27 protein-coding genes and 1 pseudogene are annotated in these 25,858 nt (G+C 58.8%); 10 read left to right on the top strand and 18 right to left on the bottom strand.

Annotation, left to right across the window (positions count from 1 at the left end; all coding sequences use genetic code 11):
- Positions 1-7 precede the first annotated feature (7 nt).
- From HMPREF3142_RS02690 to HMPREF3142_RS02665, 5 genes and pseudogenes are all read right to left on the bottom strand, one after another.
- Complete coding sequence (locus HMPREF3142_RS02690; RefSeq protein ID WP_008804708.1) at positions 8-517, bottom strand: GNAT family N-acetyltransferase; 510 nt, start codon at positions 515-517, stop codon at positions 8-10.
- An 11-nt stretch (positions 518-528) separates the two neighbouring features.
- A pseudogene (locus HMPREF3142_RS29715) lies at positions 529-2,792 on the bottom strand (NtaA/DmoA family FMN-dependent monooxygenase).
- A gap of 24 nt (positions 2,793-2,816) precedes the next feature.
- Complete coding sequence (locus HMPREF3142_RS02675) at positions 2,817-3,938, bottom strand: M20 peptidase aminoacylase family protein (RefSeq protein WP_012968083.1); 1,122 nt, start codon at positions 3,936-3,938, stop codon at positions 2,817-2,819.
- A complete protein-coding gene (locus tag HMPREF3142_RS02670) occupies positions 3,928-4,935 on the bottom strand; it encodes an MsnO8 family LLM class oxidoreductase (RefSeq protein WP_012541571.1) in 1,008 nt (335 codons plus the stop codon). The genes HMPREF3142_RS02675 and HMPREF3142_RS02670 overlap by 11 nt, the downstream gene beginning before the upstream one ends.
- 91 nt (positions 4,936-5,026) lie before the next feature.
- Positions 5,027-5,578 (bottom strand): P-loop NTPase family protein, encoded by a 552-nt coding sequence (locus HMPREF3142_RS02665; protein ID WP_022065415.1) that lies wholly within the window; start codon positions 5,576-5,578, stop codon positions 5,027-5,029.
- A 95-nt stretch (positions 5,579-5,673) separates the two neighbouring features.
- Between HMPREF3142_RS02665 and HMPREF3142_RS02660 the strand changes: the two genes are divergently transcribed.
- The gene (locus tag HMPREF3142_RS02660; RefSeq protein WP_070611524.1) at positions 5,674-6,369 is read left to right on the top strand and encodes a class I SAM-dependent methyltransferase; all 696 of its coding nucleotides are present in this window, start codon (positions 5,674-5,676) and stop codon (positions 6,367-6,369) included.
- Positions 6,370-6,392: 23 nt separating this feature from the next.
- Here HMPREF3142_RS02660 and dapF read toward each other — a convergent pair whose 3' ends face one another.
- Positions 6,393-7,259, bottom strand: a complete 867-nt coding sequence (dapF, locus tag HMPREF3142_RS02655) for a diaminopimelate epimerase (RefSeq protein WP_008804701.1) — start codon at positions 7,257-7,259, stop codon at positions 6,393-6,395.
- A 194-nt stretch (positions 7,260-7,453) separates the two neighbouring features.
- Between dapF and HMPREF3142_RS02650 the strand changes: the two genes are divergently transcribed.
- Together HMPREF3142_RS02650 and ansP are read left to right on the top strand one after the other, a co-directional pair.
- On the top strand, positions 7,454-8,341 hold the full coding sequence (locus HMPREF3142_RS02650) for a LysR family transcriptional regulator (RefSeq protein ID WP_008804700.1): 888 nt from the start codon (positions 7,454-7,456) through the stop codon (positions 8,339-8,341).
- Between the two features lie 189 nt (positions 8,342-8,530).
- Positions 8,531-9,985 (top strand): L-asparagine permease, encoded by a 1,455-nt coding sequence (gene ansP / locus HMPREF3142_RS02645; protein WP_008804699.1) that lies wholly within the window; start codon positions 8,531-8,533, stop codon positions 9,983-9,985.
- Positions 9,986-10,035: 50 nt separating this feature from the next.
- Here ansP and HMPREF3142_RS02640 read toward each other — a convergent pair whose 3' ends face one another.
- Positions 10,036-10,257 (bottom strand): YgdI/YgdR family lipoprotein, encoded by a 222-nt coding sequence (locus tag HMPREF3142_RS02640; RefSeq protein ID WP_002906779.1) that lies wholly within the window; start codon positions 10,255-10,257, stop codon positions 10,036-10,038.
- A gap of 156 nt (positions 10,258-10,413) precedes the next feature.
- Positions 10,414-11,475: a 7-bladed beta-propeller protein YncE gene (locus HMPREF3142_RS02635; protein WP_070611522.1), complete on the bottom strand. Its 1,062-nt coding sequence runs from the start codon at positions 11,473-11,475 to the stop codon at positions 10,414-10,416.
- 259 nt (positions 11,476-11,734) lie between these two features.
- Here HMPREF3142_RS02635 and pqqU point away from each other — a divergent pair, with 259 nt between their 5' ends.
- The gene (gene pqqU / locus HMPREF3142_RS02630) at positions 11,735-13,840 is read left to right on the top strand and encodes a TonB-dependent receptor PqqU (protein ID WP_049157883.1); all 2,106 of its coding nucleotides are present in this window, start codon (positions 11,735-11,737) and stop codon (positions 13,838-13,840) included.
- A 72-nt stretch (positions 13,841-13,912) separates the two neighbouring features.
- Here pqqU and HMPREF3142_RS02625 read toward each other — a convergent pair whose 3' ends face one another.
- Together HMPREF3142_RS02625 and HMPREF3142_RS27300 are read right to left on the bottom strand one after the other, a co-directional pair.
- A complete protein-coding gene (locus HMPREF3142_RS02625; RefSeq protein ID WP_016161172.1) occupies positions 13,913-14,212 on the bottom strand; it encodes a DUF406 domain-containing protein in 300 nt (99 codons plus the stop codon).
- Positions 14,213-14,301: 89 nt separating this feature from the next.
- A complete protein-coding gene (locus tag HMPREF3142_RS27300; protein WP_071599449.1) occupies positions 14,302-14,532 on the bottom strand; it encodes a hypothetical protein in 231 nt (76 codons plus the stop codon).
- Here HMPREF3142_RS27300 and rihA point away from each other — a divergent pair.
- Positions 14,494-15,429, top strand: coding sequence for a pyrimidine-specific ribonucleoside hydrolase RihA (gene rihA, locus HMPREF3142_RS02620; protein WP_070611520.1), 936 nt, complete (start codon positions 14,494-14,496; stop codon positions 15,427-15,429). The genes HMPREF3142_RS27300 and rihA overlap by 39 nt on opposite strands.
- 62 nt (positions 15,430-15,491) lie before the next feature.
- Here the strand turns inward: rihA and HMPREF3142_RS02615 are convergent, their stop codons facing one another.
- On the bottom strand, positions 15,492-16,529 hold the full coding sequence (locus tag HMPREF3142_RS02615; protein WP_032733125.1) for an NADP-dependent oxidoreductase: 1,038 nt from the start codon (positions 16,527-16,529) through the stop codon (positions 15,492-15,494).
- Positions 16,530-16,594: 65 nt separating this feature from the next.
- Entirely contained in the window at positions 16,595-17,176 is a 582-nt protein-coding gene (locus HMPREF3142_RS02610) for a helix-turn-helix domain-containing protein (protein WP_008804693.1), read from the bottom strand.
- Between the two features lie 162 nt (positions 17,177-17,338).
- On the opposite strand from HMPREF3142_RS02610, the gene HMPREF3142_RS02605 reads away from it, so the two are divergent.
- Both HMPREF3142_RS02605 and HMPREF3142_RS02600 read left to right on the top strand, forming a co-directional pair.
- Positions 17,339-17,857 (top strand): GNAT family N-acetyltransferase, encoded by a 519-nt coding sequence (locus HMPREF3142_RS02605; RefSeq protein WP_012541564.1) that lies wholly within the window; start codon positions 17,339-17,341, stop codon positions 17,855-17,857.
- Positions 17,854-18,303, top strand: a complete 450-nt coding sequence (locus tag HMPREF3142_RS02600) for a DMT family transporter (RefSeq protein ID WP_070611518.1) — start codon at positions 17,854-17,856, stop codon at positions 18,301-18,303. The genes HMPREF3142_RS02605 and HMPREF3142_RS02600 overlap by 4 nt, the downstream gene beginning before the upstream one ends.
- A gap of 8 nt (positions 18,304-18,311) precedes the next feature.
- On the opposite strand, the gene HMPREF3142_RS02595 is transcribed toward HMPREF3142_RS02600, so the two are convergent.
- Both HMPREF3142_RS02595 and HMPREF3142_RS02590 read right to left on the bottom strand, forming a co-directional pair.
- Positions 18,312-18,545, bottom strand: a complete 234-nt coding sequence (locus HMPREF3142_RS02595; RefSeq protein WP_008804690.1) for a YdcY family protein — start codon at positions 18,543-18,545, stop codon at positions 18,312-18,314.
- A 16-nt stretch (positions 18,546-18,561) separates the two neighbouring features.
- Complete coding sequence (locus tag HMPREF3142_RS02590; RefSeq protein ID WP_022064846.1) at positions 18,562-20,160, bottom strand: ABC transporter substrate-binding protein; 1,599 nt, start codon at positions 20,158-20,160, stop codon at positions 18,562-18,564.
- 269 nt (positions 20,161-20,429) lie between these two features.
- Here HMPREF3142_RS02590 and HMPREF3142_RS02585 point away from each other — a divergent pair, with 269 nt between their 5' ends.
- Positions 20,430-21,863: an aldehyde dehydrogenase gene (locus tag HMPREF3142_RS02585; protein ID WP_070611516.1), complete on the top strand. Its 1,434-nt coding sequence runs from the start codon at positions 20,430-20,432 to the stop codon at positions 21,861-21,863.
- 12 nt (positions 21,864-21,875) lie between these two features.
- Here the strand turns inward: HMPREF3142_RS02585 and HMPREF3142_RS02580 are convergent, their stop codons facing one another.
- Positions 21,876-22,625 carry an alpha/beta fold hydrolase gene (locus HMPREF3142_RS02580; protein WP_070611514.1) on the bottom strand — a complete coding sequence of 250 codons (750 nt, stop codon included), beginning with the start codon at positions 22,623-22,625 and terminating at the stop codon, positions 21,876-21,878.
- Positions 22,626-22,712: 87 nt separating this feature from the next.
- Positions 22,713-22,886 carry a GhoT/OrtT family toxin gene (locus tag HMPREF3142_RS02575; RefSeq protein WP_008804686.1) on the bottom strand — a complete coding sequence of 58 codons (174 nt, stop codon included), beginning with the start codon at positions 22,884-22,886 and terminating at the stop codon, positions 22,713-22,715.
- Positions 22,887-23,081: 195 nt separating this feature from the next.
- Between HMPREF3142_RS02575 and yncL the strand changes: the two genes are divergently transcribed.
- Entirely contained in the window at positions 23,082-23,174 is a 93-nt protein-coding gene (gene yncL, locus HMPREF3142_RS02570; RefSeq protein WP_012968073.1) for a stress response membrane protein YncL, read from the top strand.
- A 52-nt stretch (positions 23,175-23,226) separates the two neighbouring features.
- Here yncL and HMPREF3142_RS02565 read toward each other — a convergent pair whose 3' ends face one another.
- Entirely contained in the window at positions 23,227-23,478 is a 252-nt protein-coding gene (locus HMPREF3142_RS02565; protein ID WP_008804685.1) for a hypothetical protein, read from the bottom strand.
- Positions 23,479-23,970: 492 nt separating this feature from the next.
- Here HMPREF3142_RS02565 and HMPREF3142_RS27295 point away from each other — a divergent pair, with 492 nt between their 5' ends.
- On the top strand, positions 23,971-24,093 hold the full coding sequence (locus HMPREF3142_RS27295) for a small membrane protein (protein WP_004175940.1): 123 nt from the start codon (positions 23,971-23,973) through the stop codon (positions 24,091-24,093).
- 332 nt (positions 24,094-24,425) lie between these two features.
- On the opposite strand, the gene patD is transcribed toward HMPREF3142_RS27295, so the two are convergent.
- Complete coding sequence (patD, locus tag HMPREF3142_RS02560; RefSeq protein WP_012541560.1) at positions 24,426-25,853, bottom strand: aminobutyraldehyde dehydrogenase; 1,428 nt, start codon at positions 25,851-25,853, stop codon at positions 24,426-24,428.
- Between the last annotated feature and the right edge of the window lie 5 nt (positions 25,854-25,858).

The raw sequence follows: 25,858 nt of genomic DNA, 5'->3' as shown, positions 1-25,858 counted from the left end.
TGCCTCCTCAAGCGCTGTGACTGAAGGCGCTCACCGCCAGCGCTTTAGTGAACCGCAGCCGGCCATCGTACGGCGGCTGACTGTACTCTTCCGGGTCTCGCGTGAGGTCAAACTGCGCCTCATACCCCTGGCTGAGATAGAGCTTTACCGCCTCCGGCTGACGGAAGCCGGTGGTCAGGTAGATATGGCTGTACCCGGCCAGCACCGCCCGCCGTTCCAGCTCCTGGACCACCTTCGCCGCCAGCCCCTGCTGGCGCAGACGGCGGTGCGTCCAGATACGTTTGATCTCCGCGGTGTGGCGATCTTTCGGTTTATAAGCGCCGGTGGCGATAATTTCTCCCTCACGCTCAAGGACGATAAACAGCCCCTGCGGCGGCAAATACCACTCAGTCAACTCCACTTCCGCATCGCGGGAAAAATAGTCGCCGTAGCGGGCGGCATATTCGGCAAACAGCCCGCTAATAATCGGCTGCAGCTCCGGTGCGTCCGGAGAAATATCGCGGAATGCTTCGCTCATCGCGCCTCCTGTCAGTCGCCCAGTCCGGGTGGGTTGATTTCTGATTGCGGAATACTCTCCACCCCTTCGCCCCAGCGGTTAAGCACTTTGGCGTAATCGCCGCTGGCGATAGCGCCGTTCAGCGCCGCCTGGACGGCATTCACCAGCCCGCTGTCTTTTTTCAGCGTCACCGCGATATGCGCCGCTTTCGGCCAGCCGCCATCGACGCTGCCCACCAGTTTGGTTTTGCCGGTCAGCGCCGCCTTCCATGCGCCAATCACGTTAGGGCCGAAAAAGGCGTCGGCTCGCCCGGTCTGCAGGGCCAGCGTCTGAGCGGCGTCATCCTTGGTGTAGACCGGGGTAAACGGCTTCAGCCCCTTCTTGACGTTCTCCGCGTTCCACGCCAGCAGGATCGCCTCCTGGTTAGTACCGGAGCCGACGATAATCTTCAGCCCGGCGATGTCCTCCGCCTTGTCAATTTTGCTCAGCGGACTGGTGCTTTTGACGTAGAAGCCCAGCGAATCTTTGCGGTAGGTGGCGAAATCGAACTTCTCTTTGCGCTCTTTGGTAACGGTAATATTGCTGATCGCGGCATCATATTTGCCGGAGGTGACCCCCAGCGGCCAGTCTTCCCATGAAGTAGGAACCACGTTCACTTCCAGTCCGAGGCTCTCCGCCACCAGTCGGGCGATATCCGTCTCGCTGCCGAGCAGGGTTTTGTTGTCATCGGCGAAGACCGTCAGCGGTGGTGAGTTCAGGGCTGCCACCGCGACGGTGAATTTCCCCGGCACCGCCAGATGCAGATCTTTCGGCAACAGCGCAATGGCCTGTGGATTTTTCGCTGTGTGAATCGGCGTTTTGTTGGCCTCCAGGCTCACCCCGGTGCCATTGATCTTGACGTCCTGGGCCCACGACGAGGCGCTAAATGCCAACGCGACGGCCAGCAAGAGTGTTGTTTTCTGCATAGCGTGATTCTCTTTTATTATTTTTGGAATTGGTTAGCAGGTAGCGCCAGACCCAGACTTTCCCGCAGGGTGGTGCCCGGATAGTCGCGACGGAACAGGCCGCGCGCCTGTAACAGCGGAACCACCTCATCCACAAAGCGCGGGAAGGTTTCCGGCGTGCCGCCCTGAATAATGAAACCGTCCGCCGCGTGCTGTTCGAACCACAATTGCAGGCCATCGGCGACATCGCTGGCGGTGCCGGTAAAGCGCGGACGCGGACTCGCTGCCTCCAGGGCCACCTGGCGCAGGGTTAATCCCCGCTCGCGGGCGTGACGTTTAATCTCGTCGGTGGTGCTGCGGAAGCTGTTTTGTCCCAGGTCGCCAATATCCGGGAACGGTTCATCAAGCGGATACTGTGAAAAATCATGGTGTTCGAAATACCGCCCCAGATAATTCAGCGCATCCTCGATGGAAACCAGCGCCGCGGTAGTCTGGTACTGACGTTCCGCATCCTCGGCGTCATCCCCGACGATGACGCTGACGCCCTGGAAGATATGCAGTTGGTCCGGGGTGCGCTGATATGCGCTGAGTTGGCTTTTGACATCCTGATAAAATGCCTGCGCCTCGGCCAGCGATTCCTGATGGGTAAAAATGGCATCGGCGTGGCGTGCAGCTAATTTCTTACCATCGTCCGACGCGCCGGCCTGGAAAATAATCGGCCGTCCCTGCGGCGTGCGGGCAATATTTAGCGGCCCGGCCACTTTAAAGAAATCGCCATGGTGATCGAGCGTATGCAGTTTATTTTTATCAAAAAACTGGCCAGTCTCCTTATTGCGCACAAAGGCGTCTTCTTCCCATGAATCCCATAAGCCTTTCACCACCTGCAGATATTCATCGGCAATGCGATAGCGCAGCGCATGATCCGGATGCTGGGCCCGGGAGAAGTTTTTCGCTGACCCTTCCAGCGGCGAAGTGACCACGTTCCACCCCGCCCGTCCCTGGCTTAAATGGTCGAGGCTGGCGAACTGACGGGCGGTAGTAAACGGCTCGCTGTACGACGTCGATAAGGTCCCCACCAGTCCCAGACGCCGGGTGACCGCGGCCAGCGCGGAAAGTACCGTTAAAGGTTCGAAGCGATTTAAAAAATGGGGAATCGATTTTTCATTGATATATAACCCGTCGGCGACAAAAATAAAATCCAGCTTCCCCTCTTCCGCTTTTAACGCCGTCTCTGTGACGAAGTTAAAATTAATACTGGCGTCCGCCTGCGCCGCCGGATGACGCCAGGCGGACATATTTCCCGATGCGCCATGTAATATCGTTCCCAGACGCAATTGTCGATTTTCAGACATAGCTACCCCTTCCCCTGTCATCCATTAAATGTGTTGTAATGCCTGTTCCGCCAGCTGGGCGAAATAGTGCGCTGCGGGTGCAATAAGCCGTTCGTCCGGATTAAATGCCGGATGGTGCAGACCATATTCGCTGGCGCTGCCGATGCTGACGAACGCCCCGGGAATATGCTGAAGATAGACCGCAAAATCTTCGCCGCCGAGATGCAGATCGGCGTGATGGGTGCGGTACCCGGCCTGGGCCGCCACGTCGCTGGCGAAGTCGGCCCAGCGGGCGTCATTGACCAGCGCCGTCGGGCCGGCATACCAGAAGACGTCAATCTGTGCGCCAAAGGCGCTGGCGAAACCGGCCGCGATCTCGCTGACCCGGGCCTTGACCCGCTGCTGCACTTCACTGCTGTGAGTGCGCAGCGTCCCTTCCAGCTCGACGCTCTCCGGCAGCACGTTCCAGGTATTGCCTCCCTGGATCCGCGTCACGCTGAGCACCACCGAGTCGAGGGTGTTCACTTCCCGGCTGGCCACGCTCTGCAGCACCGTCACCAGCTGGCTGGCCAGCAGGATCGCATCCTTTCCTTCATGTGGACGGGCGGCATGCGCCCCCTTCCCGGTCACTTTGAAGACGAAGCGGTCGACGTTGGCGTAGAACGCGCCGCCGCGGGTGGCAAATTCGCCCACCGGCAGGCCGGGCTCATTGTGCATGCCAAAGATCGCCGACACGTCCTCCAGCGCCCCGGCGCGGATCAGGGTTTTCGCGCCGCCAAAATTTTCCTCCGCCGGCTGAAACAGGATCCGCACCCGCCCCGGGAGTTCCGCTTCCCGCTCCTTCAGCAGCAGCGCCGCCCCCAGCATCACGCTGGTGTGAATATCATGGCCGCAGGCATGCATCACCCCTTCATTTTGCGAGCGGTAAGGCAGACCGGTCGCCTCCTCGATGGGCAACGCGTCGATGTCCGCCCGCAGGGCAATCACCTTGTCGCCGCTGCCGACTTCGGCGACCAGCCCGGTTTTCAGATCGAAGGGCAGCAGAGTCAGCCCGCCGCTCTGCAGCCAGTCGCGGATCCGCGCGGTGGTGGCTACCTCCTGCAGGGAGAGCTCCGGGTTCTGGTGCAGCTCGCGCCGCCAGCTAATCAGTTGTTGTTCAAAGGACATTCAGCACCTCCTTGCCGTAGTGAGCCTGCGCCAGCAGGCGCAGGGAGTGCAGGCGCGCTGGCCCGTCGCTAATGGGGGTATCAATGATTAATTCATCCAGCTGATCTTCCGCCTGCAGCGCGTCAAGCCGGGCTTTAACCTGTTCGGGAGTACCGGAGATCAGTGAAGATTCGCGGCGGTGGATGCGTGTCGGCCGGCTGCCAGCCTGGCGGGCAAAGGCGACGGCCTGAGCCTCACTGCCGACGGTCACCCGCTGGCCGTTCTCCAGCTCGACGCCCCACACCTCGACCTGCTGCGCCAGCGCGGCGGCGGTGGCCGGATCGTCAGCCACCACCACCTGCACGGCGACGATCGCCTCACGCGGGCTGAGCTCGCGCCAGCGGTTGATCACCGTGCGGCGCAGCGCGCTGTCGCCATTGAGATGGGCGGCAAACACGAAGTTCCAGTCAAGACGGGCGGCCAGTTCCGCACTCTCCAGGCTGGCGCCGAGCAGAAATCCGTCGGCCCGGCGCGGCGGGATCGGCGTGGCGCGCAGGCTCTCCTCTCCCCCTGGCTCAGTCAGTGACAGCCAGTTATCCAGCTGCGCCAGCTGATCGGCAAAGGTCCCTTTCTCCTCCTGATGCAGGCCCTGCTGCAGGGCGCGGGTGGAGAGCGGCAGGCCGCCAGGCGCCTTGCCCACCCCGAGATCGATGCGACCCGGCGCGAGGGCAGCCAGCAGGTTAAAGTTTTCCGCGACTTTATAGGGGCTGTAGTGCTGGAGCATGACGCCGCCGGACCCAAGACGAATGCGCCGGGTGTGGCCCAGCAGCCAGGCGATAACCAGCTCCGGCGAGGGGCTCGCCAGCTGATCGGTATTGTGGTGTTCGGCGACCCAGAAGCGGTGATAACCCCAGGCTTCGGCGTGTTGCGCCAGCGTTAATGTACGCGCCAGCGCCTGCGCGGCGGTTTCCCCGGCGGCAAGCGGACTTTTATCCAGGATACTGATTCGATAAGACATTTCGCAGGCTCATATGAAAGTACGTGCCTGCATTATTAAAATCTCAGCTAACTATTGAGAAACAATTAATTCACATGTGTACTGCTGAAAATTAGATATGCCCGCCTGGCCGCTGCGCTTCCAGCTCGCGGAGCAGCGCCTCAGCCTGCCGCGGACTGCGCACCCGGACGAAGCGAATATGACGATATTGCGGATCCTGCATGTCGGCCAGATAGCGTCGGCGATTCTGCCGCCAGGTTTTCAGCGTCCAGAGGATAATGGATTCCCGGCTGCAGAACGAACGGCGAAAGCTCTCGCGGTTGCCCGTGCCCGGCCACAGCTCCTGATGCCGCCACGCCCGGCTCGTCGCCCGCCACACCGCCTGGCGCAGCGTGCGCCAGAGGCTATAGTCGACCCAGATCACCAGATCCACCTCGCGCCATTTGACGCTGCGGCTGCGATTGTAATTGCCATCCAGCACCCAGCCCGGCGAGGCCGTAGCGGCGGCAATAGCGGCGAAAAACGCCTCATCCGGCGTGCCCTGCCAGTTCGGCCGCCAGTACAGGCGATCGAGCTCGATCCAGGGTAGTCCCAGCCTGTGCGCCAGGCGCCGGGCCAGAGTGGATTTGCCTGAGCCGCTGGTGCCGACCACGTTGATGTTCATCTCTGTTTCTCCCTGGTAGCCAAACGAATACTTATTTCAATGTTAAATGGCGTATATAGTAGTGATGTTTATCAATGATAAAAGGTGTTTTCAGGATGAACCCCTATGAAGCCCGCTACAGACAACTGTTAGCCAACGGAGCCAGCGCCTGGGCGGGTGATGGTTTTGCCAGGGCAAAGATACAACAAGAAAAAACATTTCATTGGCTGGATGCCCATGGCTATTTACCCGCTCCCGGCGCGCCGGTACTTGAACTGGGATGTGGCAATGGTGCCATGGCAGCCCAGTATCTGGCGGAAAGAGGCTATGCCGTATCGGGTGTTGATGTGTCCGAAACGGCGATCCGCTGGGCAGAAGACCGTTTTCAGCAAGCGGGTCTGGACGCCACATTTTTCGTCGGCAACGTCTGTCATCTTTCTCAATGTGAGGATGCCCAGTTTGCCTTAATCATTGATGGCAGCTGTTTACATTGTCTGCTGGAAGATGAGCGTCGCCATTTTTTCGCCGAGGCGAGAAGATTGCTGAAACCCGCAGGCCGGCTGGTGATCGGCTCTATGTGCGGGCTTCCTCGTTATGCTGAAGACCTCGCCACTTACGATCCTGTCAAGCATCATCTCCTGAAAGAGGGGCAGCCCTGGCGTACGCTTAAACCCCTCCCGGCTTTACTGAATGAGATACAGCAGGCGCAGTTTAGCGTCCTTGCCACCGATGTTAAGCACAATGCCTGGTGGGATCATGCCACCATCGTTTGTTCGGCAAACGGGCCGTCGGCTGATCCTCAGAAGAGTTAATTTCAGGCTGACCGCGCCATCTGTTATGCAGCGCCAGTGAAGATGGCGCTGCCGCCAACAAAGCAGTCTTTATCCAGCGTCAGGCTGGCGATTTTATGCACCGGGCCACGCATACGGACCTGAAAATCCGCGTCGAAGGTGATGTGCAGCTGACCACCAGGCATGTTGACATCCACCCGATCGTCCACCTTCCCTAACCGGCGCATCGCGCTGGCAGCCGCGCAACTGCTGCTCCCGGAGGCCATCGTGAACCCCGCGCCCCGCTCCCAGATACCAATCTTTAGCGTATGGCGATCGATAACTTCCACGAACTGGACATTGGTGCGTTTGGGGAACAAGGAATGGTTTTCGATTTGCGGCCCTAAACGATGAACCTGCGCCAGGTCGAGCTTATCGACGAGGACAACGCAGTGGGGATTGCCCATGGAGACCAGCACGACGGACAGGGTTTCATCCGCCAGCGGCAAAGGATAATTCACCGCCTCAGGCAAATTCACTAAGGCGGGCAGCGCCGCCGGATTGAAATTCGCCCGCCCCATGTCGACGCTAATCTGATGAACATCGCCATGCACAGTGCAATAAACGTCACCGCCCGCCGTATGTACCAGAAAGGGCTCATGGCCGACGCGACCGATATCAAAAAGATAACGCGCATAGATCCGTAGCCCGTTACCGCTTTTCTCCGCTTCGGAGCCGTCCGGATTGATAATACGCAGTGTGGGATTGATCTGATCGCCGCTGTCGATCAGCAGACCATCCGATCCCACGCCATAGTGGCGATGGCACAGCATTTGAATATGCTCGTTGCTCAACTGTTCGGCAACGTCGCGATGGCATACCAGGTAATCATTACCCAGCCCGTGATATTTATGAAAGTGTAAGGGTGTCATTGTGTGGGTTCGCCTGGCGCTGCAGTTTTTTGGACATCTTACATCACATTCACCGTCTTGATGAATTAAACCCTGCGTTGTTAACCGTCGTGATCATTCTGCTCCACTGCGTCCGGCTATCAGACTGGCGCCTCCCCTCCGTCGGGCTTACACTCTGCGTACCTGTGAGCGGTATTCATCAATCCGGAAAGATTATGCTAAAAGAGAACGTAAACGATCTGCTCTCCTTTATGGTGGTAGCGCGTGAGCGCAGCTTTACACGCGCAGCGGCCCAGCTCGGCGTGTCGCAGTCGGCGCTCAGCCATGCCATGCGCCATCTTGAAGCGCGTCTTGATGTGCGGCTGCTGACCCGCACCACCCGCAGCGTGGTACCAACCGAGGCGGGTGAGCGACTCATTCAGCGCCTCGGTCCGCATCTGGAGGAGATGGAGCGGGCGCTGACCGCGCTGCGCGATACGCGCGAACGCCCGGCGGGCAACCTGCGCATCACCGCCGGGGAGCATGCCACCAGCACCGTACTCTGGCCGGCGCTAAAGCCATTTATGCTGCAATATCCGGATATTAACATCGAAATCACTGTTGATAATGGCCTCACGGATATCGTGGATGGCCGGTTTGACGCCGGGGTGCGACTCGGCGAACAGGTAGCGAAAGAGATGATTGCCGTGCGCATTGCCCCGGATATGCGGATGGCGGTAGTGGGTTCGCCAGCCTATCTGCAGCAGGCCGGTACGCCGCAGACGCCCTGGGATCTTGCGCAGCATCGCTGCATCAATCTGCGCCTGCCGACACGAGGTGGACTTTACGCCTGGGAGTTTGCCCGCGACGGCCGGGATATCCAGGTCCGGGTGGAGGGGCAAGTGATCCTCAACAGCCTGCCGCAGCGCATCGATGCGGCGGAGGCGGGCCTCGGTCTGGCCTACGTTCCGGATGACTGCGTGGCGGAGGCCTTAGCCAGTGGCCGGCTGGTGCAAGTGCTGGCGGACTGGACCCCCACCTTCCCCGGCTACCATCTCTACTACCCCAGTCGACGCCAGCATACCAGCGCTTTCACTCTGTTGCTGGAAACTCTGCGACGCTGATCTCATTGATAAATCTGTCAAATGCTATCGGTAAATGTTTTAGGTGCGTAACTATTACGTTACGTGTAGGATTCAGCGCCATGTCTGAGCTTATCTCCTACGTCAGAATGATGAGAAAGCCAGCATAATGTGCCAGCCGTCATCCACTCCGGCTGCAAACATGGGCATTGACAGGAAACTGATACATCAATGAATACGAAACACGACACTGCAGCGGAGCACCATGCTGCGAAACGCCACTGGCTCAACTCACATGAAGCGGGTTATCACAAAGCGATGGGCAACCGTCAGGTACAGATGATCGCCATCGGCGGCGCTATCGGTACCGGTTTGTTCCTCGGCGCCGGGGCACGTTTACAAATGGCAGGGCCAGCGCTCGCCCTGGTCTATCTGGTCTGCGGCATCTTCTCCTTCTTTATTCTTCGCGCCCTCGGCGAACTGGTTCTCCACCGCCCCTCGAGCGGCAGCTTCGTCTCCTATGCCAGGGAATTCCTCGGTGAAAAGGCCGCTTACGTGGCCGGCTGGATGTACTTCGTTAACTGGGCCATGACCGGGATCGTCGATATCACCGCCGTGGCGCTGTATATGCACTACTGGGGCGCGTTTGGCGATGTGCCACAGTGGGTCTTCGCCCTCGGCGCGCTGGCGATCGTCGGTACCATGAACATGATCGGCGTAAAATGGTTCGCCGAGATGGAGTTCTGGTTCGCGCTGGTCAAAGTGCTGGCGATCGTTGCGTTCCTCGTGGTCGGCACCATTTTCCTCGGCTCTGGTAAGCCGCTGGACGGCAATGCCACCGGCTTCCATCTGATCACCGATAACGGCGGCTTCTTCCCTCACGGCCTTCTGCCGGCGCTGGTGCTGGTGCAGGGCGTGGTCTTTGCCTTCGCCTCCATTGAACTGGTGGGCACCGCGGCCGGCGAGTGTAAAGATCCGGAGTCGATGGTACCGAAGGCCATCAACAGCGTGATCTGGCGTATCGGCCTGTTCTACGTCGGTTCGGTGGTGCTGCTGGTGCTGCTCCTGCCGTGGACCGCCTACCAGGCAGGACAGAGCCCGTTCGTCACCTTCTTCTCCAAACTGGGCGTACCGTATATCGGCAGCGTAATGAACATCGTGGTGTTAACCGCCGCCCTCTCCAGCCTCAACTCCGGCCTCTACAGCACCGGACGTATCCTGCGCTCCATGTCGATGGGGGGCTCCGCGCCGAAGTTTATGTCGAAGATGAGCCGTCACCACGTCCCTTACGCCGGGATCCTGGCGACGCTGGCGGTGTATGTGGTGGGAGTGTTCCTCAACTATCTGGTGCCGTCGCAGGTGTTTGAGATCGTGCTGAACGTCGCGTCGCTGGGGATCATTGCTTCCTGGGGCTTTATCGTGGTGTGTCAGATGCGTCTGCGCAAAGCGATCAAGGAAGGAAAAGCGGCGAAGGTGAGCTTCAGAATGCCGGGGGCGCCATTCACCTCCTGGCTGACGCTGCTGTTCCTGTTCAGTGTGCTGGTGCTGATGGCCTTCGATTATCCGAACGGCACTTACACCATTGGCTCAATTCCACTGCTGGCGGTGCTGCTGGTAGCTGGCTGGTTTGGCGTGCGTAAACGCGTGCATGCGATCCACAGTACGGCGCCGACGCTCAGGAAGTAACTGGCAGGACTCCCGGTTTGCCCGCGACGGACAAACCGGGAGGTCAGGATTTAGTTATCCTCAACCAGCTGCGACACGTCGCTACTGTTAATTTCCCGCTTATTACCAGACTCATCGATATAGCTGGTCATCCCCGTTTCTTTATCCAGCTGCGGCTTGCCGTGGGTGACGATCGTCTGACCGCTTTTGGTGGTCATAACGTAGTTGGACGAACAGCCTGCCAGCAGCGCCAGCATCGCACCGGCGCAAATCACCATAAATGGCTTTTTCATTTTATCTCCACTGATTACCACTGCCCGCGCAAGGCGGGAAAGCGTTAAGTGTATAACCATCTGGTTTATCAGGCCAATACGCGTTTGTAACAGAGGGTGAGGTGCCGGGCGGCATGCGGGGCGCGACCTTGACCGATCGTCGTCGCCCCGGGCATCTTACAGCGCGATGCGGATCACGTCGTCCGGCGCGGTGGCCTCTTTCTCACGGCTGGAAGCCTGTTTCACGCTGACATACAGCGTTTTGCCGTCATCAGAAAGCGCCAGGCTGTTGGGGTGAGTCGGCGTTTTAAAGGTCTTCACGATCTTGTAGCGCTTGCCATCGATAACGCTGACTTCCCCGGCCTTACGGTGCGTCACATAGGCTTCATTACGCGTCGGGTTAAACAGCACCGCCAGCGATTCCGGCGCGGCGATTTTCTCCAGCACCTTACCATCGCGGGTATCGACCACCAGCACTTCCGGCTGCTTGCTGTCGGTAATAAAGGCGCGGTGACCGGCGGTATCAAGGCTCAGGTTTAAGTAGAAGTGCGCTTTGCCATCGTCCTGCAATTTCTTGCGCGACACAATGGTATTGCTCTCGCTGTCGATGGTCAGCAGTTCGCCGTCGGCATTGGTGGTATAGAGGCGTTTCGCCTGCGGATCGATCGCCAGACCCGTCGCCATTGCCCCGGTGCCGGTAATAGTGGTTTTCAGCTTCAGGGTCGCGCCATCTACCACCCAAATCACGCTCTCTTTGCCCAGACCGGTAATGTAGACCGTGTTGGTCTGCTCATTGACCGCCAGCTCGCGCGGTTGCAGTGGGCGTACGGTTTCACTGCGCTGACGCTCGTCCAGCACCAGACGCCCTTTCACGGCGCCGGTTTTGGCGTCAATGGCGGTGACGGTGCTGTCGACGGTATTGCCAAACCACAGCATGCCGGTGGCATGGTTGATAGCAGCGCCGAACGGCTTCAGATCGTTGTGAATAATCTGCGTCACGTCCAGGGTGGTGGGGTCAAGACGATAAACAATACCGCCCTTGTCCAGTGAGCGACTCTGCGACGTGGCGACCCATAACGCGTTCTCCTGCTGGCTGTAGGCCATTTCGTAGGCCCCTTTTCCGACGGCCTTACGCAGCATCTCATCCGCAGCGTGGGCGCTAAAGCTACCTGCCAGCAGCAGAGAGGTGAATAACAGTGAATGGCGCAGACGCGGCGCGGCAAAATGACGTAGTGACATGACGACTCCCTTTGATAAACCAGTATGTGCTGACCCGACATCGCTTCCGGCGGTAAAGTCCTGGCTTTACCCTTATTTTTGAATGCGAATAGTAATCATTATTTATCTCAAAGTGGAGCGCTAATTGTTGTTGTTCGGTAAATTCATCAGCAAGAAGCACTATCCGTTAACCAACGGCGGTTAATAATTTTCAAATGTTTTACAAACGGGGTAACATATCTACATATGTTCCATTTGGTTCGTCTCCCGAGTACTATCGATGAAAATCCTGTCCGTGCGTCACGCCGCCCTGCCGGCGCTGCTGCTACCGCTGATTGCCGCGGCCCAGACCGCTGATGAACAAACCATGGTGGTGACCGCCGCGCCAACCACTGTTTCTGAACTGGATACCCCCGCCGCCGTCAGCGTGGTCAATGGGGATGAAATGCGCCAGGCCGCCCCGCGCGTCAATCTCTCTGAATCACTGGGCGCCGTACCGGGCCTGCAGGTGCAGAACCGGCAAAACTATGCCCAGGATCTGCAACTGTCGATTCGTGGCTTTGGCTCTCGCTCCACCTATGGCGTGCGCGGGCTACGCATCTATGTCGATGGTATTCCGGCGACCATGCCAGACGGCCAGGGGCAGACCTCGAATATCGATATTGGCAGCGTCGACACCATTGAGGTGCTGCGCGGCCCCTTCTCTGCCCTGTACGGTAACTCGTCCGGCGGGGTGATCAACGTCACCAGCCAGACCGGCACCCAGCCGCCCACCGTGGAAGCCAGCAGCTACTATGGCAGCTTCGGTACCTGGCACTACGGGATGAAGGCCACTGGCGCCGTTGGCGACGGCAGCCATGCAGGCGATGTGGATTACACGGTCTCGACCAACCGCTTCACCACTCATGGCTATCGCGATCACAGCGGCGCACGCAAAAATCTGGCGAACGCCCGACTGGGGGTGCGCATCAACGATGTCAGTAAGCTGACGCTGCTGCTGAACAGCGTGGATATCAAAGCCAATGACGCCGGCGGCTTAACCGCCGACGAATGGCGCGATAACCCGCGCCAGTCGCCGCGCGGCGACCAGTATAATACCCGCAAGAATACCCGGCAGACCCAGGCCGGCCTGCGCTATGAGCGCCAGCTGAGCGCCCAGGACGATCTCAGCGTCATGATGTACGCCGGTGAACGTGAAACCACGCAGTTCCAGTCGATCCCGCGCACGCCGCAGCTGAAACCGAGCCATGCCGGCGGGGTGATCGATCTCACCCGTCACTACCAGGGAATCGATACCCGCCTGACCCATCGCGGAGAGCTGCTGGTGCCCGTCACCCTGACCGCCGGTCTCGATTACGAGAACATGAGCGAGCGCCGTAAAGGGTATGAAAACTTTGTGATGGTCAACGGCGCGCCGCAGTATGGCGAACAGGGTGCGCTGCGCCGTAACGAACGCAACCTGATGTGGAACATTGACCCCTACCTGCAGACCCAGTGGCAGTTAACGGACAAACTCTCGCTCGATGCCGGGGTTCGCTACAGCTCAGTATGGTTCGACTCGAATGACTACTACATCACCCCAGGCAATGGCGATGATAGCGGTGATGCCAGCTATCACAAGTGGCTGCCCGCAGGCTCGCTGAAGTATGCTCTGACCGACGCGTGGAACGTCTACCTCTCCGCTGGCCGCGGCTTCGAGACGCCGACCATTAACGAACTGTCATACCGCTCCGATAACCAGAGCGGCCTTAATTTCGGCCTGAAGCCCTCCACCAACGACACAGTGGAGATCGGCAGTAAGACGCGGCTCGGCAATGGGCTGCTCACCGCCGCCCTGTTCCAGACCAATACCGATAATGAGATCGTGGTCGACAGCAGCAGCGGCGGGCGCACCAGCTATAAAAACGCCGGCAAGACCCGTCGTCAGGGGATGGAGCTGGGGCTGGATCAGCAGTTTGGCGAGAGCTGGCGTCTGAAGGCGGCCTGGACCTGGCTGGACGCGACCTATCGCACCAACGTCTGCGACGACGCCAGCTGCAACGGCAACCGCATTCCGGGGATCGCACGCAATATGGGCTACGCCTCCTTTGGCTATCAGCCGGAGCAGGGCTGGTACGCCGGCAGCGATATTCGCTACATGAGCGACATCATGGCGAATGACGAAAACACGGCTAAAGCGCCTTCCTGGACGGTGGTTGGCCTGACGACCGGCTATAAATGGAGCTACGGCAGGATGGACATGGATCTGTTCGGCCGCGTCGACAACCTTTTCGACCGGGAGTACGTCGGGTCCGTTATCGTTAATGAATCCAACGGGCGCTACTACGAGCCTGCTCCCGGACGCAACTACGGCATCGGCCTGAACCTCGCCTGGCGCTTCGAATAACACGCCCCTTCCCCGCCGGCGGTGATTGGCGGGGAAGGCTTAACGATGTGGCGTTTTCCCCACGGACGCGGGTTAAAGCAGATTTCGCAGGGATAACTCGAAAATGATCTTTTCCGCCTGGCAGGAGAAAGCGATGGCGAGATCGAGTTTAACCTCGTCGCCAACGGCGGCGATGGTGTAATCGACCTGCGGCGGTTCACTGGCCGGCGCCGCGGCGGCAGCACGTTCGCGCACGGCGGCTACGGTGGATTCCGCTTCCTCGCGGCTCGGGAACATTTTCTCCGCCCGGTAGACGCAGTCCTCGTTATCAATGATGGTACCGACATCAATGGCGCAGCCTTTGGTACTGCATTTATCTACTACATCTTTCATCGTAATAACCTCTTGAGTTTTCTTAAGGATAAGAATCCGCTCACCGAAAAGCAAACCATTAATATCCGTAAGGATTAGCAATTTTTCTATTATATCGCGCCGCGGCGGGCGCCAGCTTGCGCCATCGCAAGGTGAGGCAATATGACTGCCGACGATCGCCTGACGATACTCGATGCCATCGCAGCAATCGTGGCCTCCATCACACTATTCTGCACACCATCTCGTCTGCCTCGCCTCACAGCGTTAGTCTGGTCACAGAACAACGCCAACAAGGAGCTGCTATGGCACTGCCGATGATGATTGATTGCGATCCGGGACATGATGACGCGATCGCCCTGGTCCTCGCCCTCGCCTCGCCGGAGCTGGAGGTGAAAGCCGTCATCGCTTCCGCGGGCAACCAGACCCCGGAGAAGACCCTGCGCAACGTGCTGCGTATGCTGACGCTGCTGAACCGGCCGGATATCCCGGTGGCCGGCGGCGCGTGGAAGCCGTTGATGCGCGATCTGATCATCGCCGATAACGTGCACGGCGAGAGCGGACTGGATGGCCCGAGCCTGCCGGAACCAACCTTTGCCCCGCAGAACTGCACCGCCGTCGAGCTGATGGCCAGGGTGCTGCGGGAAAGCCAGGAGCCGGTGACTCTGGTGGCCACCGGGCCGCAGACTAACGTGGCGTTGCTGCTCGCCAGCCACCCGGAGCTGCACGCGAAAATCGCCCGCATCGTGATCATGGGGGGCGCAATGGGGCTGGGCAACTGGCAGCCGGCGGCGGAGTTTAATATTTTCGTCGATCCGCAGGCCGCGGAAATGGTCTTTCAGTCCGGGATCCCGGTGGTGATGGCGGGCCTTGACGTCACCCATAAGGCGCAAATCCTTCCTGCCGATATCGAGCGATTCCGCCAGATTGGCAATCCGGTGTCGACCATTGTCGCCGAGCTGCTCGACTTCTTTATGGCCTACCACAAGGATGAAAAGTGGGGCTTCGACGGCGCGCCGCTGCACGATCCTTGCACCATCGCCTGGCTCCTCAAGCCGGAGATCTTCACCACTATCGAACGCTGGGTCGGCGTGGAAACGGAAGGAAAATATACCCAGGGGATGACGGTGGTCGATTACTACCATCTGACCGGCAATCGGCCCAATACTACCCTGATGCTGGATGTCGACCGTGAAGCCTTTGTCGATCTGCTCGCCCAGCGGTTAACCTTTTACGCCTGACACGCCTCCCATGCCCCTTTTCCCTCACGGGAAAAGGGGCAGAGTAAGTTGGATCCGCCGGACTAGTCGTCCGCCGCGACGCGGATCACCACTTTACCGAAGTTCTCACCTTTCAACAGGCCGATCAGCGCCTGCGGCGCCTGATCCAGACCGTCGATCAGCTGTTCGCGATATTTAATTTTCCCCTCTTGCACCCAGCGCCCCATCTGCTGCTGGAATTCCGCGATCCGATGCCCGTAATCCTGGCCGATAATAAAGCCCTGCATCCGGATGCGCTTCTTGAGGATGGTCGCCATCAGCAGCGGCAGGCGATCCGGTCCGTCCGGCAAACCGGTGGCGTTATAGCCGCTTACCAGCCCGCAGACCGGTACCCGCGCTGCGGTATTCAGCAGCGGCAGCACCGCGTCAAAAACCTTGCCGCCGACGTTTTCGTAGTAAACGTCAATGCCCTGCGGGCAGGCCTGGGCCAGCTGTTCGGCAAAATCATCCGCACGATGGTCAAGGCAGACATCAAAGCCTAACGTCTCAACCGCATACCGACACTTCTCCTCGCCGCCAGCGATGCCGACGGTGCGGCAGCCCTTAATTTTGCCGATCTGTCCGACCGTGGCGCCAACCGGCCCGGTCGCCGCAGCGACCACCAGCGTTTCGCCCGCCTTCGGCTGGCCGATGTCCAGCAATCCCATGTAGGCGGTGAAGCCCGGCATCCCCAGAACTCCCAGCGACCAGGACGGGTGTTTCGGGTCGTCACCCAGCTTCACCAGTCCGTTGCCGTCGGAGAGTTCATAATCCTGCCAGCCGCTGTAGCCCAGCACCCAGTCGCCGGGTTGATAATCGGCATGATTTGAGCTGACCACGCGACTCACGGTCCCTCCTACCATCACCGCGCCAATGGCCACCGGTGGCGAATAAGAAGGCGCATCGCTCATGCGCCCGCGCATATAGGGGTCGAGCGATAAATAAACGGTACGCAGCAGAACCTGCCCCGGCCCCGGCGTCGGCACCTCGCTCTCTTCCAGGCGGAAATTCTCTGCCGTCGGTTCACCATGGGGGCGGGAAGCCAGTACCCAGCGGCGATGGCGTTGCGGTTGATCTGTCATAGCAAACTCCTCTTGTTAGCAGACTGTACTGAGGCTAGCTGCTTTATGCGCAACGTGCTTTACCATTAAGAGCCGGATGGCGATTGATTAAGACGAACCACCAGATAGACGCAGGTCTCCGCGGATTCATTGATAAAGCGACAATCGTTGGGCGGGCCAAGCTCCAGACAATCCCCCTTCTGCATCTCATGACGGGTAGTCCCTTCGACAAACACCAGCTCGCCCTGCTGCAGCCAGATCAGCTGGCGGGCGAGCGCATAGGAAGAGGCCGGCATGGGCACATCGCTGCCGGGCGGCAGCTCAATCTGCACCAGATCGATCGGCAGATCGCTGCGCGGCGAGACGTGGCGGCGGAGATAGTGGCTTTGCGGGTCGTGCCACACCGGCTGGCTGGCAAAGCGCAGCAGCTTACCCTCCTGCATTTCCGCCCGGGCGATCAGCGTCGACATACTGATGCCGAAGGCGCCGGAAAGACGCCCCAGCATCGAGGCCGTCGGGCTGCTTTCGCCGCGCTCGATTTTATGGATCATCGCCCGCGAGGCGCCAGCCCGTTCGGCGAGGTCGTTCAGCGACCAACCGCGGGACTCACGCTCGATGCGGATGCGCGCACTGATGCGCTGATTGAGGTTGTCTTCTATAGTATTCATAACGTAATACTATAGTGTGCACCCACCCATTACACAACTGCCCGTCGGGCCGCGTGCTTGCCGGGTCATCCGTAAAAATTATGCGGAAAACGGATGACAGCGCGATGTTCATTATTGTAATAATATCGTACTACTATAGTGTACAAAAAACTGAGGTTTGCTATGTCCATCCGCCCTGCCATTAAAGACGACTGTGCAGCGATCGCCGAAATCTATAACCACGCCGTCGTGCATACCGCCGCCATCTGGAATGATAAAACCGTGGATACCGACAACCGTATCGCGTGGTTTGAAGCCCGCCAGCTGGCCGGCTTTCCGGTGCTGGTGAACGAGGAAAACGGCGTCATCACCGGCTATTCCTCGTTTGGCGACTGGCGCGCGTTTGACGGTTTCCGCCACACCGTGGAGCATTCGGTGTACGTTCACCCCGATCATCAGGGGAAAGGGCTGGGTCGCAAACTGCTGGTTGCGCTGATCGCCGAAGCGCGTCGGCTGAATAAACATGTGATGGTCGCCGGTATTGAATCGCAGAACCACGCTTCGCTGCATCTGCATGAAACGCTGGGCTTTATCACCACCGGGCAGATGCCGCAGGTAGGAACCAAATTTGGTCGCTGGCTGGATCTCACCTTTATGCAGCTGCAGCTGGATGAGCGTCAGGACCCGGACGGTAAGGCATGAATGCGTCGCTCGCCCTCGCCTGTCTGGTTGCCGCCGGCGTTGGTCTCGTGGTGCAGAATACCCTTATGGTGCGCATCACCCAGTCGGCGTCGACGATCCTTATCGCCATGCTGCTCAATTCGCTGGTGGGAATTGTTATTTTCGTGACGATGTTACTGCTGCGCCAGGGCGTCGCCGGCTTTCAGGAGCTGGCCCTGAGCGTGAAGTGGTGGACGCTGATCCCCGGCCTGCTGGGGTCCTTTTTCGTCTTCGCCAGCATCAGCGGCTATCAGACCGTGGGCGCGCCCACCACCATTGCGGTACTGGTCGCCAGCCAGCTGGTTGGCGGGTTGATCATGGATTTAGTTCGCGCCCACGGCGTGCCGGTGCGGGCGCTGATCGGGCCGGTATGCGGCGCGGTGATGCTGGTGGTGGGCGCCTGGCTGGTGGCCGGGCGCCAGTTCTGAGCGCATCTTCAGAGGATCGCGCCGCCTTTCGTCAGCTGCTCGCGGCGTGCGTCCTGCTCTTCCTGATGCTGTCGCCCATGGTGGGCGATGGCAGTGCGCAGGCGCTGCTGCTGGGTATAGCGTTCCTCACGACTGAGTTGTGGATCATCGCTCAGGGCGATCAGCAGCTCATTCATATGAGTGATAACGCCCTCGGCAAGGGTGTCATCGACTTTGACGATAACCTCATCCAGATGTGCCATCCGGTTCTCCTTTCGCTTAATTCAGCTTCGCTTTGGAAAAATCGCTCCCCATCATGCTCACGCGGTAGCCGCTGACGTTGCTACGGGTGGCATAGAAGGTCTTGCCGGTCGCCAGGGTGATCCACGGCGCCTGCTGGTAGAAGATCTCTTGCGCCTGTTCATAGAGTTTGGCACGCGCCTGCGGATCGCTCACCAGCAGCGCTTTCTTCACCAGCGCGTCATAGGACTTATCGCACCAGCGAGCGGCGTTGGAGCCGGTCTGGATATTATCACAGCTGAGCAGCGTGCCGGCAAAGTTGTCCGGGTCGCCGTTGTCCGACATCCAGCCATACAGGGCGCTGTCGTGCTCCCCTTTGCGCATACCGGCAAGGTATTCGCCCCATTCGTAGCTGACAATCTTCGCTTTGACGCCCACTTTAGCCCAGTCGTTTTGGATCATTTCGGCGATCCGCTTCGAGTTCGGGTTGTACGGACGCTGGACCGGCATCGACCACAGGGTTACTTCCGCTCCTTGCTCCAGACCCGCCTGCTTGAGCAGCGCTTTGGCTTTCTGCGGATCGTAATCATAGTCCGGGAGATCTTTCTTATACCCGAGCATCGTCGACGGGATCGGTGATTTCGCCACGCTGCCGGAATCGAGGAATACCGCCTTGACGATCGCCTGCTTGTCGGTGGCATAGTTTAATGCCTGGCGCACCAGCACATTATCAAACGGTTTTTTCTCCGTGTTGAACGCCAGATAGCCGACATTCAGCGCCTCAACCGCATGCAGCGCCAGATCTTTATTGCCCTTAATCACCGGGAACTGAACCGGCGAAGGCGCAGGAATAATCTGGCACTCGTTGGTCTGCAGTTTCGCCAGACGGGTCTCGACGTTCGGCGTAATGGAGAAGATCAGGTGCTTAGTCGGCACCTCGCCTTCCCAGTAGTGGGGATTGGCGATATAGCGGATTTGGGAATCCACTTTATACTGCTGCAGGGCATACGGCCCGGTACCGACAGGCCAGTTATCAACATTCTCCGGCGTCCCTTTCTTCAGCATCGCCTCGCCATACTCCGCCGACAGAATAGAGGCGAAGTCCATGCCCCAGTCGGCAAGAAACGCCGCGTTCGGCTCGTTAAGCACGAACTGGACGTGATAGTCATCGACCTTTTTCACCGACTTAATCAACTTATCGAGGCCCACGTCGTGGAAGTACTCATAGTTCCCCTGCGACACCTTGTGATAGGGATGCTGAGGATCCATCTGGCGCAGCACGGAAAACAGGACGTCGTCGGCGTTAAAATCGCGGGTTGGTTTGAAGAATTTGTTGCTGTTGAACTTCACCCCCTGACGCAGAGTAAAGGTCCAGGTTTTGCCATCCTCAGAGACGTGCCACTCGGTGGCCAGCGACGGGATCGGCGTGTTCTTCACCGGGTCAAAGGTGACCAGGCGGTTATACAGCACCTGCGAGCTGGCGACGAACGACGGGCCGGAGCTGGCGATTTGCGGATTAAAGGACTCCGGAGAGGCTTCTGAGCAGTAGACCAGTGTGTCATTGCCTGCGGCCCAGGCGGCGCCGGCCGGCAGCAGTGCGCTCAGCAGCAGCGCCAGCGTGGTTTTCCCTGTAGACATGGTTATAAGTCCTGATTATTGATTATAAGAACCGTAATATCAGCACAGGCGCCCGCCCCCGGCAAATAATCAATGGCTATCACCTTATGCAAATCACGCTGAAATCGCTGGTTTAATCGGCGTAGCGCTGTTTTTTACGCCAGCAAGTGTCGGGATGTTGTGAGCCACACATAATTCCTGCAAAAAAATGTGCGATAACCGCCCTGCTCACGCTCACTGTCAGTAGTGCCCGGTACACTGGGGGAACCGCAGAACAAGAGGTTTCCACCATGACAATCACCTGCAATCTGTACATTGACGGCCAGTGGCACGATGCCGAAGGCCGCCGCACCTTTACCCGACGCCACCCGGCCCACGACGACGTCGCCTCGGTGGCCGCGGCCGCCAGTCTCGCCGACGGCAAACGCTGCGTCGAAGCCGCGGCCAAAGCCTTCCCGCTGTGGTGTGATACCTCTCCGGCGGAACGACGCCGTTTACTGCTCGACGCGGCGGAACATATGCTGTTGCGGGAGGCTAAATTTATCGCCGCCATGGCGGCGGAGACCGGCGCGACTGCGCACTGGGCCGGCTTTAACGTTCATCTGGCGGCCGATATCCTGCGTGAAGCGGCGGCGCTGACCACCCAAATTGAAGGGCAAATTATTCCTTCCAACGTGCCGGGCAACCTGGCGATGGGCGTCCGCCAGGGGGCGGGGGTGGTGCTGGGCATGGCGCCGTGGAACGCACCGCTGATTCTGGCTACCCGGGCGCTGGCAACGCCGCTGGCCTGCGGCAACGCAGTGATCCTCAAGGGCGCGGAGCTGTCGCCGGCCACTCAGGGACTGATTATCGACGCCCTTGACGCGGCGGGCTTCCCACCGGGGGTGGTGAACTATCTTACCTGTGCGCCTGAAGATGCGCCGGCGCTGGTGGAGCCGCTTATCGCCCACCCGGCGGTGCGGCGCGTTAACTTTACCGGATCCACGCCGGTGGGGCGGATTATCGCCCGCACCTGCGGGCAATATCTTAAACCGGCGGTGCTGGAGCTCGGCGGTAAAGCGCCGCTGCTGGTGCTGGACGATGCTGATATCGAGCAAGCGGCGGCGGGCGCGGTTTTTGGCGCCTTCGCCAACGCCGGCCAGATCTGCATGTCCACCGAGCGCATTATTGTCGACAACGCCGTAGCAGAGGTGTTTATCCCGCTGCTGGCCAGGCGCGCCGCCGCCCTGCCCGCCAGCCTGACGGGGCCGGTGGTTGATATGAACACCATCATCCGCTGCAACGCCTTAATCGACGATGCGTTAGCCAAAGGCGCTCGCCTGCTAACCGGTGGTAAAGCCAGCGATACCCACATGGCGCCGACCTTGCTGGACGGCGTGACCCGCGAGATGCGGCTGTGGAACGAAGAGTCCTTCGGCCCGGTAAAAGCGATTATTCGGGTTAAGAATGAAGAAGAGGCGCTGACGGTGGCCAACGACAGTGAATACGGTCTTTCCGCTGCGGTCTACAGCCGCGACAGCGCCAGAGCGTGGAACGTGGCGCAACGTCTGCAAACGGGCATTTGCCATATCAATGGCCCAACGGTGCATGATGAAGCGCAAATGCCGTTTGGCGGCTGCAAATCCTCGGGCTATGGCCGCTTTGGGGGGCGGGCCGGCATCGCGGAATTCACCGAGCTGCGCTGGATAACACTCCAGACCCAGCCCCGCGAACTCCCTTTCTGAACCGGTATTCTTTTAACCCTGGCTGGCGATGATCTGCGCCAGCCCTTGCGGATTCTCCCACGCCATCGAGTGTCCCCCGCGGGGCACAATCCCGACCGGGATCCCTTGCGCCTCAGCCAGGTCAATATCGGCATAAGGCAGGGAGAGCTCACCGACGATGAGCCTTTTTTGACAGTGCAGCTGGCAGAGCTGACTAAACCAGGGGGTATCGCTGCCACGCATCAGGCTGCTGGCGGCCCGCCAGACGGCCCAGGGCGCGCTGTTTTGCAAACAGCCAGCCCATGGCGAGCGCTCCTCAGCCAGCATTCTGGCATAGCCTTCGGCAATAAAGGCCGCCTCTGTCTGCGCCGCAATGCGCCTGCTGTACTCACCGCCGCCGGCAAACAGATTGGGTTCAGAGACCAGCAGCGTGGTCACGCGCTCGCCCAGCAGCCCCGCCGCTTCGATGGCGATGCTTCCTCCCATGCTATGACCGAACAGCGCGAAGCGCTGCAGGCGCAGATGGTTAAGTAGCTGCTCCACGACTTGCGCCTGAATATGTATGTTGTAACTAAAGTCGTGCGGTTTATCGCTGTAGCCGAAGCCTGGCAGATCGATGAGTATTTTACGCCGTCCGTTCAGCGCAGGATCGCTGGCGACGCGGGGATAATCGTAGGATGACGCGCAGCCGAGACCGTGGATAAACACCACCGGGAGGCCATCTCCCGGAAGATCGAGCCAACGCAGCGTGGCGCCTGCGACGGAAGAAAAGAAACCGTTCACCTGTATGCCTCCATGATAAAATTACTGGTTTTTTATACAGTAACCTTACCCTTTCCGCCACCCTTTTCTGCCGTCCGGCATCTGGGGTTAAAACAGCGAGACGAGCAGCGCCATCGGGAAGCTGAACGGCCAGGTGGCGCCGATCAACAGGGCCGCCAGCAGGCGGATCACCCGGCTCTCTTTGGTCAAAAACCAGCTAATCACGGCGCATATCACGCCCATAATGGCGTAAAACACCAGCATTTTTTGATATAACGTCATTCTTACTCTTCCTTCCCTGAGGGGCGTTCCATGGTGGGATGATTATCTGCCATGACGTCGTGATTCAGAGATACCTGTATAACAAATTCTGAAACGGGCTGAATATTGAGAATAAAGCCTGATTCGTCTTAATCCGATAGCGCAACCGCAGGCGCCGTACTATACCTTTATGGACTTACTCATTAAGGTGGCGTTATGGATGTCTCCAGCAAAACCGTCATTCTGATTAATGTCTGCGCCGCGTGCGTACTTATCAGCCTGCTGTCCGTGAGATTTGGCTGGTTTTAATGATTTTACTCAGCAACGAAACCTAAAAAAGCAGCCCCCAGGGGCTGCTTTTTTACGCGCGAACACGGGCGATATTATAAAGGTTATAAGCGACAGGTGCTGCCTGGCCTGCCGCAATAACCTTATTAAGCTCCGGGTTATAGTGCGGCAGAAAATTCATCTGTTCGCTATCCCATTCGGCGGCAGCGCAGACGGCCTGCCCCACTCCCGCGTTCTCACAGCCCTGAATGCGTTTTGCCGGGGCGTTACCATAGCTCAGCGTCACAGCGCCGATAGCCAGCAGAATAAAAGCCAAAATTTTCACAACGACATCAACGTTAAAACCTAATATGCGCTAAATGATCGCATGAGCAGCGACGGAAAGTCAAACCCGGGAGCACCCGCAACCCGCCTGCAGCCCGCATTTTGGCCGGACTCACGGAATATTTAATATTCAGAACAAATATCATGCAATAACAGCAAATATTAAATCCTTATTTATAGTCGTGAAATAATTTCGGTTCAGGGCAATTCCATTGGTCTGATAAAGATAATATGTCCCCGTTCTCAGGGGGAAAAGATTGTCGCCGCATTCACCAAAAATGCGATATTCCGCGCAGGGCCTCCATCTTAATACGATAAAAGGCCGCTACAAGCCGTTGTTACATAACCCCTTCATTGTGGATCTCGCGGTTAATCGCCAAAAATAGCGCTAAATGACAACAAATATCATTTGCCTTCCATTCAGATAATACTTACATTCATAACTATTGGTAATGTTTTGGCGCCAGGGCGCTTTTTATATTTCGAGGTGGATATGTCCGGAATCATCACGCTGGTCATCGCGCTGATCCTACTGGTCGCGGCGGTGTATAATCTTATTTCCTATATTCGTGACCGTCGTAGCGCCAGTTTACCGAGCAAAAAAACCAAGCGCTGAATGGCGGCCAGACGATGCGTTTCCTGATGGCCATTCGGTCTTCATCCCGCGACGCGGCGGGCATAAAAAAGCCCCTGCCAACAGGCAGAGGCCAGTATCCGGTCGCGAACCGCGACGCTGTCGCCTCACCCGCCGGGCGCGACGCGCCCTGGGTGACTGGCGGACCCCATCCGGCGCTTATCTCCGGCACTCACAATGGCTTAGCTCTTGAAGGGGCATCAGAATAATCTCATATCCCCCTCGCAGAGTTTTGACAATTTTTGCCATTGTGACTATTAGCGAACTAACACAACCGTCGCGCAATCATCGCCAGCCACTAAAGGGTCAATGCTTTAGCCATGCTTAACCATGACATGGCGGACCACCGTGTAATCCTCAAGGCCATACATCGACATGTCCTTTCCGTAGCCCGACAGTTTCTGGCCGCCGTGCGGCATTTCGCTCACCAGCATAAAGTGGGTGTTGACCCAGGTGCAGCCATACTGCAGCCTGGCACTAAGCCGGTGGGCACGGCCTACATCTTTCGTCCATACTGAGGACGCCAGACCATACTGGGAATCATTCGCCCAGCTCAGGGCCTGCGCTTCATCGCTGAAAGGCGTCACGCTGACCACCGGGCCAAACACTTCGCGCTGTACAATGGCGTCTTCCTGTCGGGCGCCGGCAAGCAGTGTCGGCTGGAAGTAATAGCCCGCGCCGTCAGCCCGGCGACCGCCGGTGACCACCTTAATATGCGGCAGTGCCTTTGCGGCTTCCACTGCGGCACTGACCCTTTCAAGATGCGCCAGCGAGCTCAGCGGTCCCAGCTCGGTAGAGGCATCCTCTGGCGCGCCCATTTTCAGGCTGGCCACCGCCGCCCCAAGTTTCTCCACCAGTTGGTCGTAAATCCCCTGCTGAGCGTAGATCCGGCAGGCAGCCGTGCAGTCCTGGCCGGCGTTATAGAAACCGAAGGTTCGTACCCCGTCGACTACCGCATCGATATCCGCGTCGTCAAAAACAATGACCGGCGCCTTGCCGCCCAGCTCCATGTGGGTGCGTTTGATCGACGAGGCGGTATGGCTGATGATATGGGCGCCGGTGGCAATCGACCCGGTCAGCGACACCATTCGCACTTTGGCATGCGAGGTCAGCGGGTCGCCTACCGTTTTGCCGCGGCCAAACAGCACGTTGATCACCCCTTCGGGGAAGATATCTTTTGCCAGCTCCGCCAGCTTCAGCGCCGTCAGGGGGGTGATCTCCGAGGGTTTTATCACCACGCAATTGCCTGCCGCCAGCGCCGGGGCCAGCTTCCAGGCCGCCATCATCAGGGGATAATTCCAGGGGGCGATAGAGGCCACCACGCCCACCGGGTCGCGGCGGATCATTGAGGTATGCCCTTCGAGATACTCTCCGGCGGCCATTCCCGGCAGGCAGCGGGCGGCGCCGGCGAAGAAGCGGAAGACGTCCGCAATGGCCGGCATCTCATCGTTAATCACGCAGTGCAACGGCTTGCCACAGTTCAGCGACTCCAGCTGCGCCAGGGTCTCCGCCTGCGCCGCGATAGCGTCCGCCAGCTTCAGCAAGCATTCCGAGCGCGTTTTCGGCGTTGTCTGGCTCCAGGCATCGAACGCCCGATCCGCCGCCTCAACGGCGGCATCGACCTGGGCCGCTGTCGCTTCGGCAATCTCCAGGATCACATCGCCGGTCGCAGGGTTGTATACCGGCACCTTTTCGCCTTCACCTGCCACTAACTTACCGTTTATCAAAAGGTTGTGTTGCATAGCAT

The sequence above is a fragment of the Klebsiella sp. HMSC16C06 genome, assembly GCF_001808325.1.
GTDB classification, from domain to species: Bacteria; Pseudomonadota; Gammaproteobacteria; order Enterobacterales; family Enterobacteriaceae; genus Klebsiella; species Klebsiella variicola.
This window is presented reverse-complemented; position numbering and strand designations above follow the sequence as displayed.

Excerpts from the sequence above, each read along its gene's own strand:
- HMPREF3142_RS02690 (WP_008804708.1), bottom strand. The coding sequence starts at position 517 with ATGAGCGAAGCATTCCGCGATATTTCTCCGGACGCACCGGAGCTGCAG.
- HMPREF3142_RS02675 (WP_012968083.1), bottom strand. The coding sequence starts at position 3,938 with ATGTCCTTTGAACAACAACTGATTAGCTGGCGGCGCGAGCTGCACCAG.
- HMPREF3142_RS02670 (WP_012541571.1), bottom strand. The coding sequence starts at position 4,935 with ATGTCTTATCGAATCAGTATCCTGGATAAAAGTCCGCTTGCCGCCGGG.
- HMPREF3142_RS02665 (WP_022065415.1), bottom strand. The coding sequence starts at position 5,578 with ATGAACATCAACGTGGTCGGCACCAGCGGCTCAGGCAAATCCACTCTG.
- HMPREF3142_RS02660 (WP_070611524.1), top strand. The coding sequence starts at position 5,674 with ATGAACCCCTATGAAGCCCGCTACAGACAACTGTTAGCCAACGGAGCC.
- dapF (WP_008804701.1), bottom strand. The coding sequence starts at position 7,259 with ATGACACCCTTACACTTTCATAAATATCACGGGCTGGGTAATGATTAC.
- HMPREF3142_RS02650 (WP_008804700.1), top strand. The coding sequence starts at position 7,454 with ATGCTAAAAGAGAACGTAAACGATCTGCTCTCCTTTATGGTGGTAGCG.
- ansP (WP_008804699.1), top strand. The coding sequence starts at position 8,531 with ATGAATACGAAACACGACACTGCAGCGGAGCACCATGCTGCGAAACGC.
- HMPREF3142_RS02640 (WP_002906779.1), bottom strand. The coding sequence starts at position 10,257 with ATGAAAAAGCCATTTATGGTGATTTGCGCCGGTGCGATGCTGGCGCTG.
- HMPREF3142_RS02635 (WP_070611522.1), bottom strand. The coding sequence starts at position 11,475 with ATGTCACTACGTCATTTTGCCGCGCCGCGTCTGCGCCATTCACTGTTA.
- pqqU (WP_049157883.1), top strand. The coding sequence starts at position 11,735 with ATGAAAATCCTGTCCGTGCGTCACGCCGCCCTGCCGGCGCTGCTGCTA.
- HMPREF3142_RS02625 (WP_016161172.1), bottom strand. The coding sequence starts at position 14,212 with ATGAAAGATGTAGTAGATAAATGCAGTACCAAAGGCTGCGCCATTGAT.
- rihA (WP_070611520.1), top strand. The coding sequence starts at position 14,494 with ATGGCACTGCCGATGATGATTGATTGCGATCCGGGACATGATGACGCG.
- HMPREF3142_RS27300 (WP_071599449.1), bottom strand. The coding sequence starts at position 14,532 with ATGTCCCGGATCGCAATCAATCATCATCGGCAGTGCCATAGCAGCTCC.
- HMPREF3142_RS02615 (WP_032733125.1), bottom strand. The coding sequence starts at position 16,529 with ATGACAGATCAACCGCAACGCCATCGCCGCTGGGTACTGGCTTCCCGC.
- HMPREF3142_RS02610 (WP_008804693.1), bottom strand. The coding sequence starts at position 17,176 with ATGAATACTATAGAAGACAACCTCAATCAGCGCATCAGTGCGCGCATC.
- HMPREF3142_RS02605 (WP_012541564.1), top strand. The coding sequence starts at position 17,339 with ATGTCCATCCGCCCTGCCATTAAAGACGACTGTGCAGCGATCGCCGAA.
- HMPREF3142_RS02600 (WP_070611518.1), top strand. The coding sequence starts at position 17,854 with ATGAATGCGTCGCTCGCCCTCGCCTGTCTGGTTGCCGCCGGCGTTGGT.
- HMPREF3142_RS02595 (WP_008804690.1), bottom strand. The coding sequence starts at position 18,545 with ATGGCACATCTGGATGAGGTTATCGTCAAAGTCGATGACACCCTTGCC.
- HMPREF3142_RS02590 (WP_022064846.1), bottom strand. The coding sequence starts at position 20,160 with ATGTCTACAGGGAAAACCACGCTGGCGCTGCTGCTGAGCGCACTGCTG.
- HMPREF3142_RS02585 (WP_070611516.1), top strand. The coding sequence starts at position 20,430 with ATGACAATCACCTGCAATCTGTACATTGACGGCCAGTGGCACGATGCC.
- HMPREF3142_RS02575 (WP_008804686.1), bottom strand. The coding sequence starts at position 22,886 with ATGACGTTATATCAAAAAATGCTGGTGTTTTACGCCATTATGGGCGTG.
- yncL (WP_012968073.1), top strand. The coding sequence starts at position 23,082 with ATGGATGTCTCCAGCAAAACCGTCATTCTGATTAATGTCTGCGCCGCG.
- HMPREF3142_RS27295 (WP_004175940.1), top strand. The coding sequence starts at position 23,971 with ATGTCCGGAATCATCACGCTGGTCATCGCGCTGATCCTACTGGTCGCG.
- patD (WP_012541560.1), bottom strand. The coding sequence starts at position 25,853 with ATGCAACACAACCTTTTGATAAACGGTAAGTTAGTGGCAGGTGAAGGC.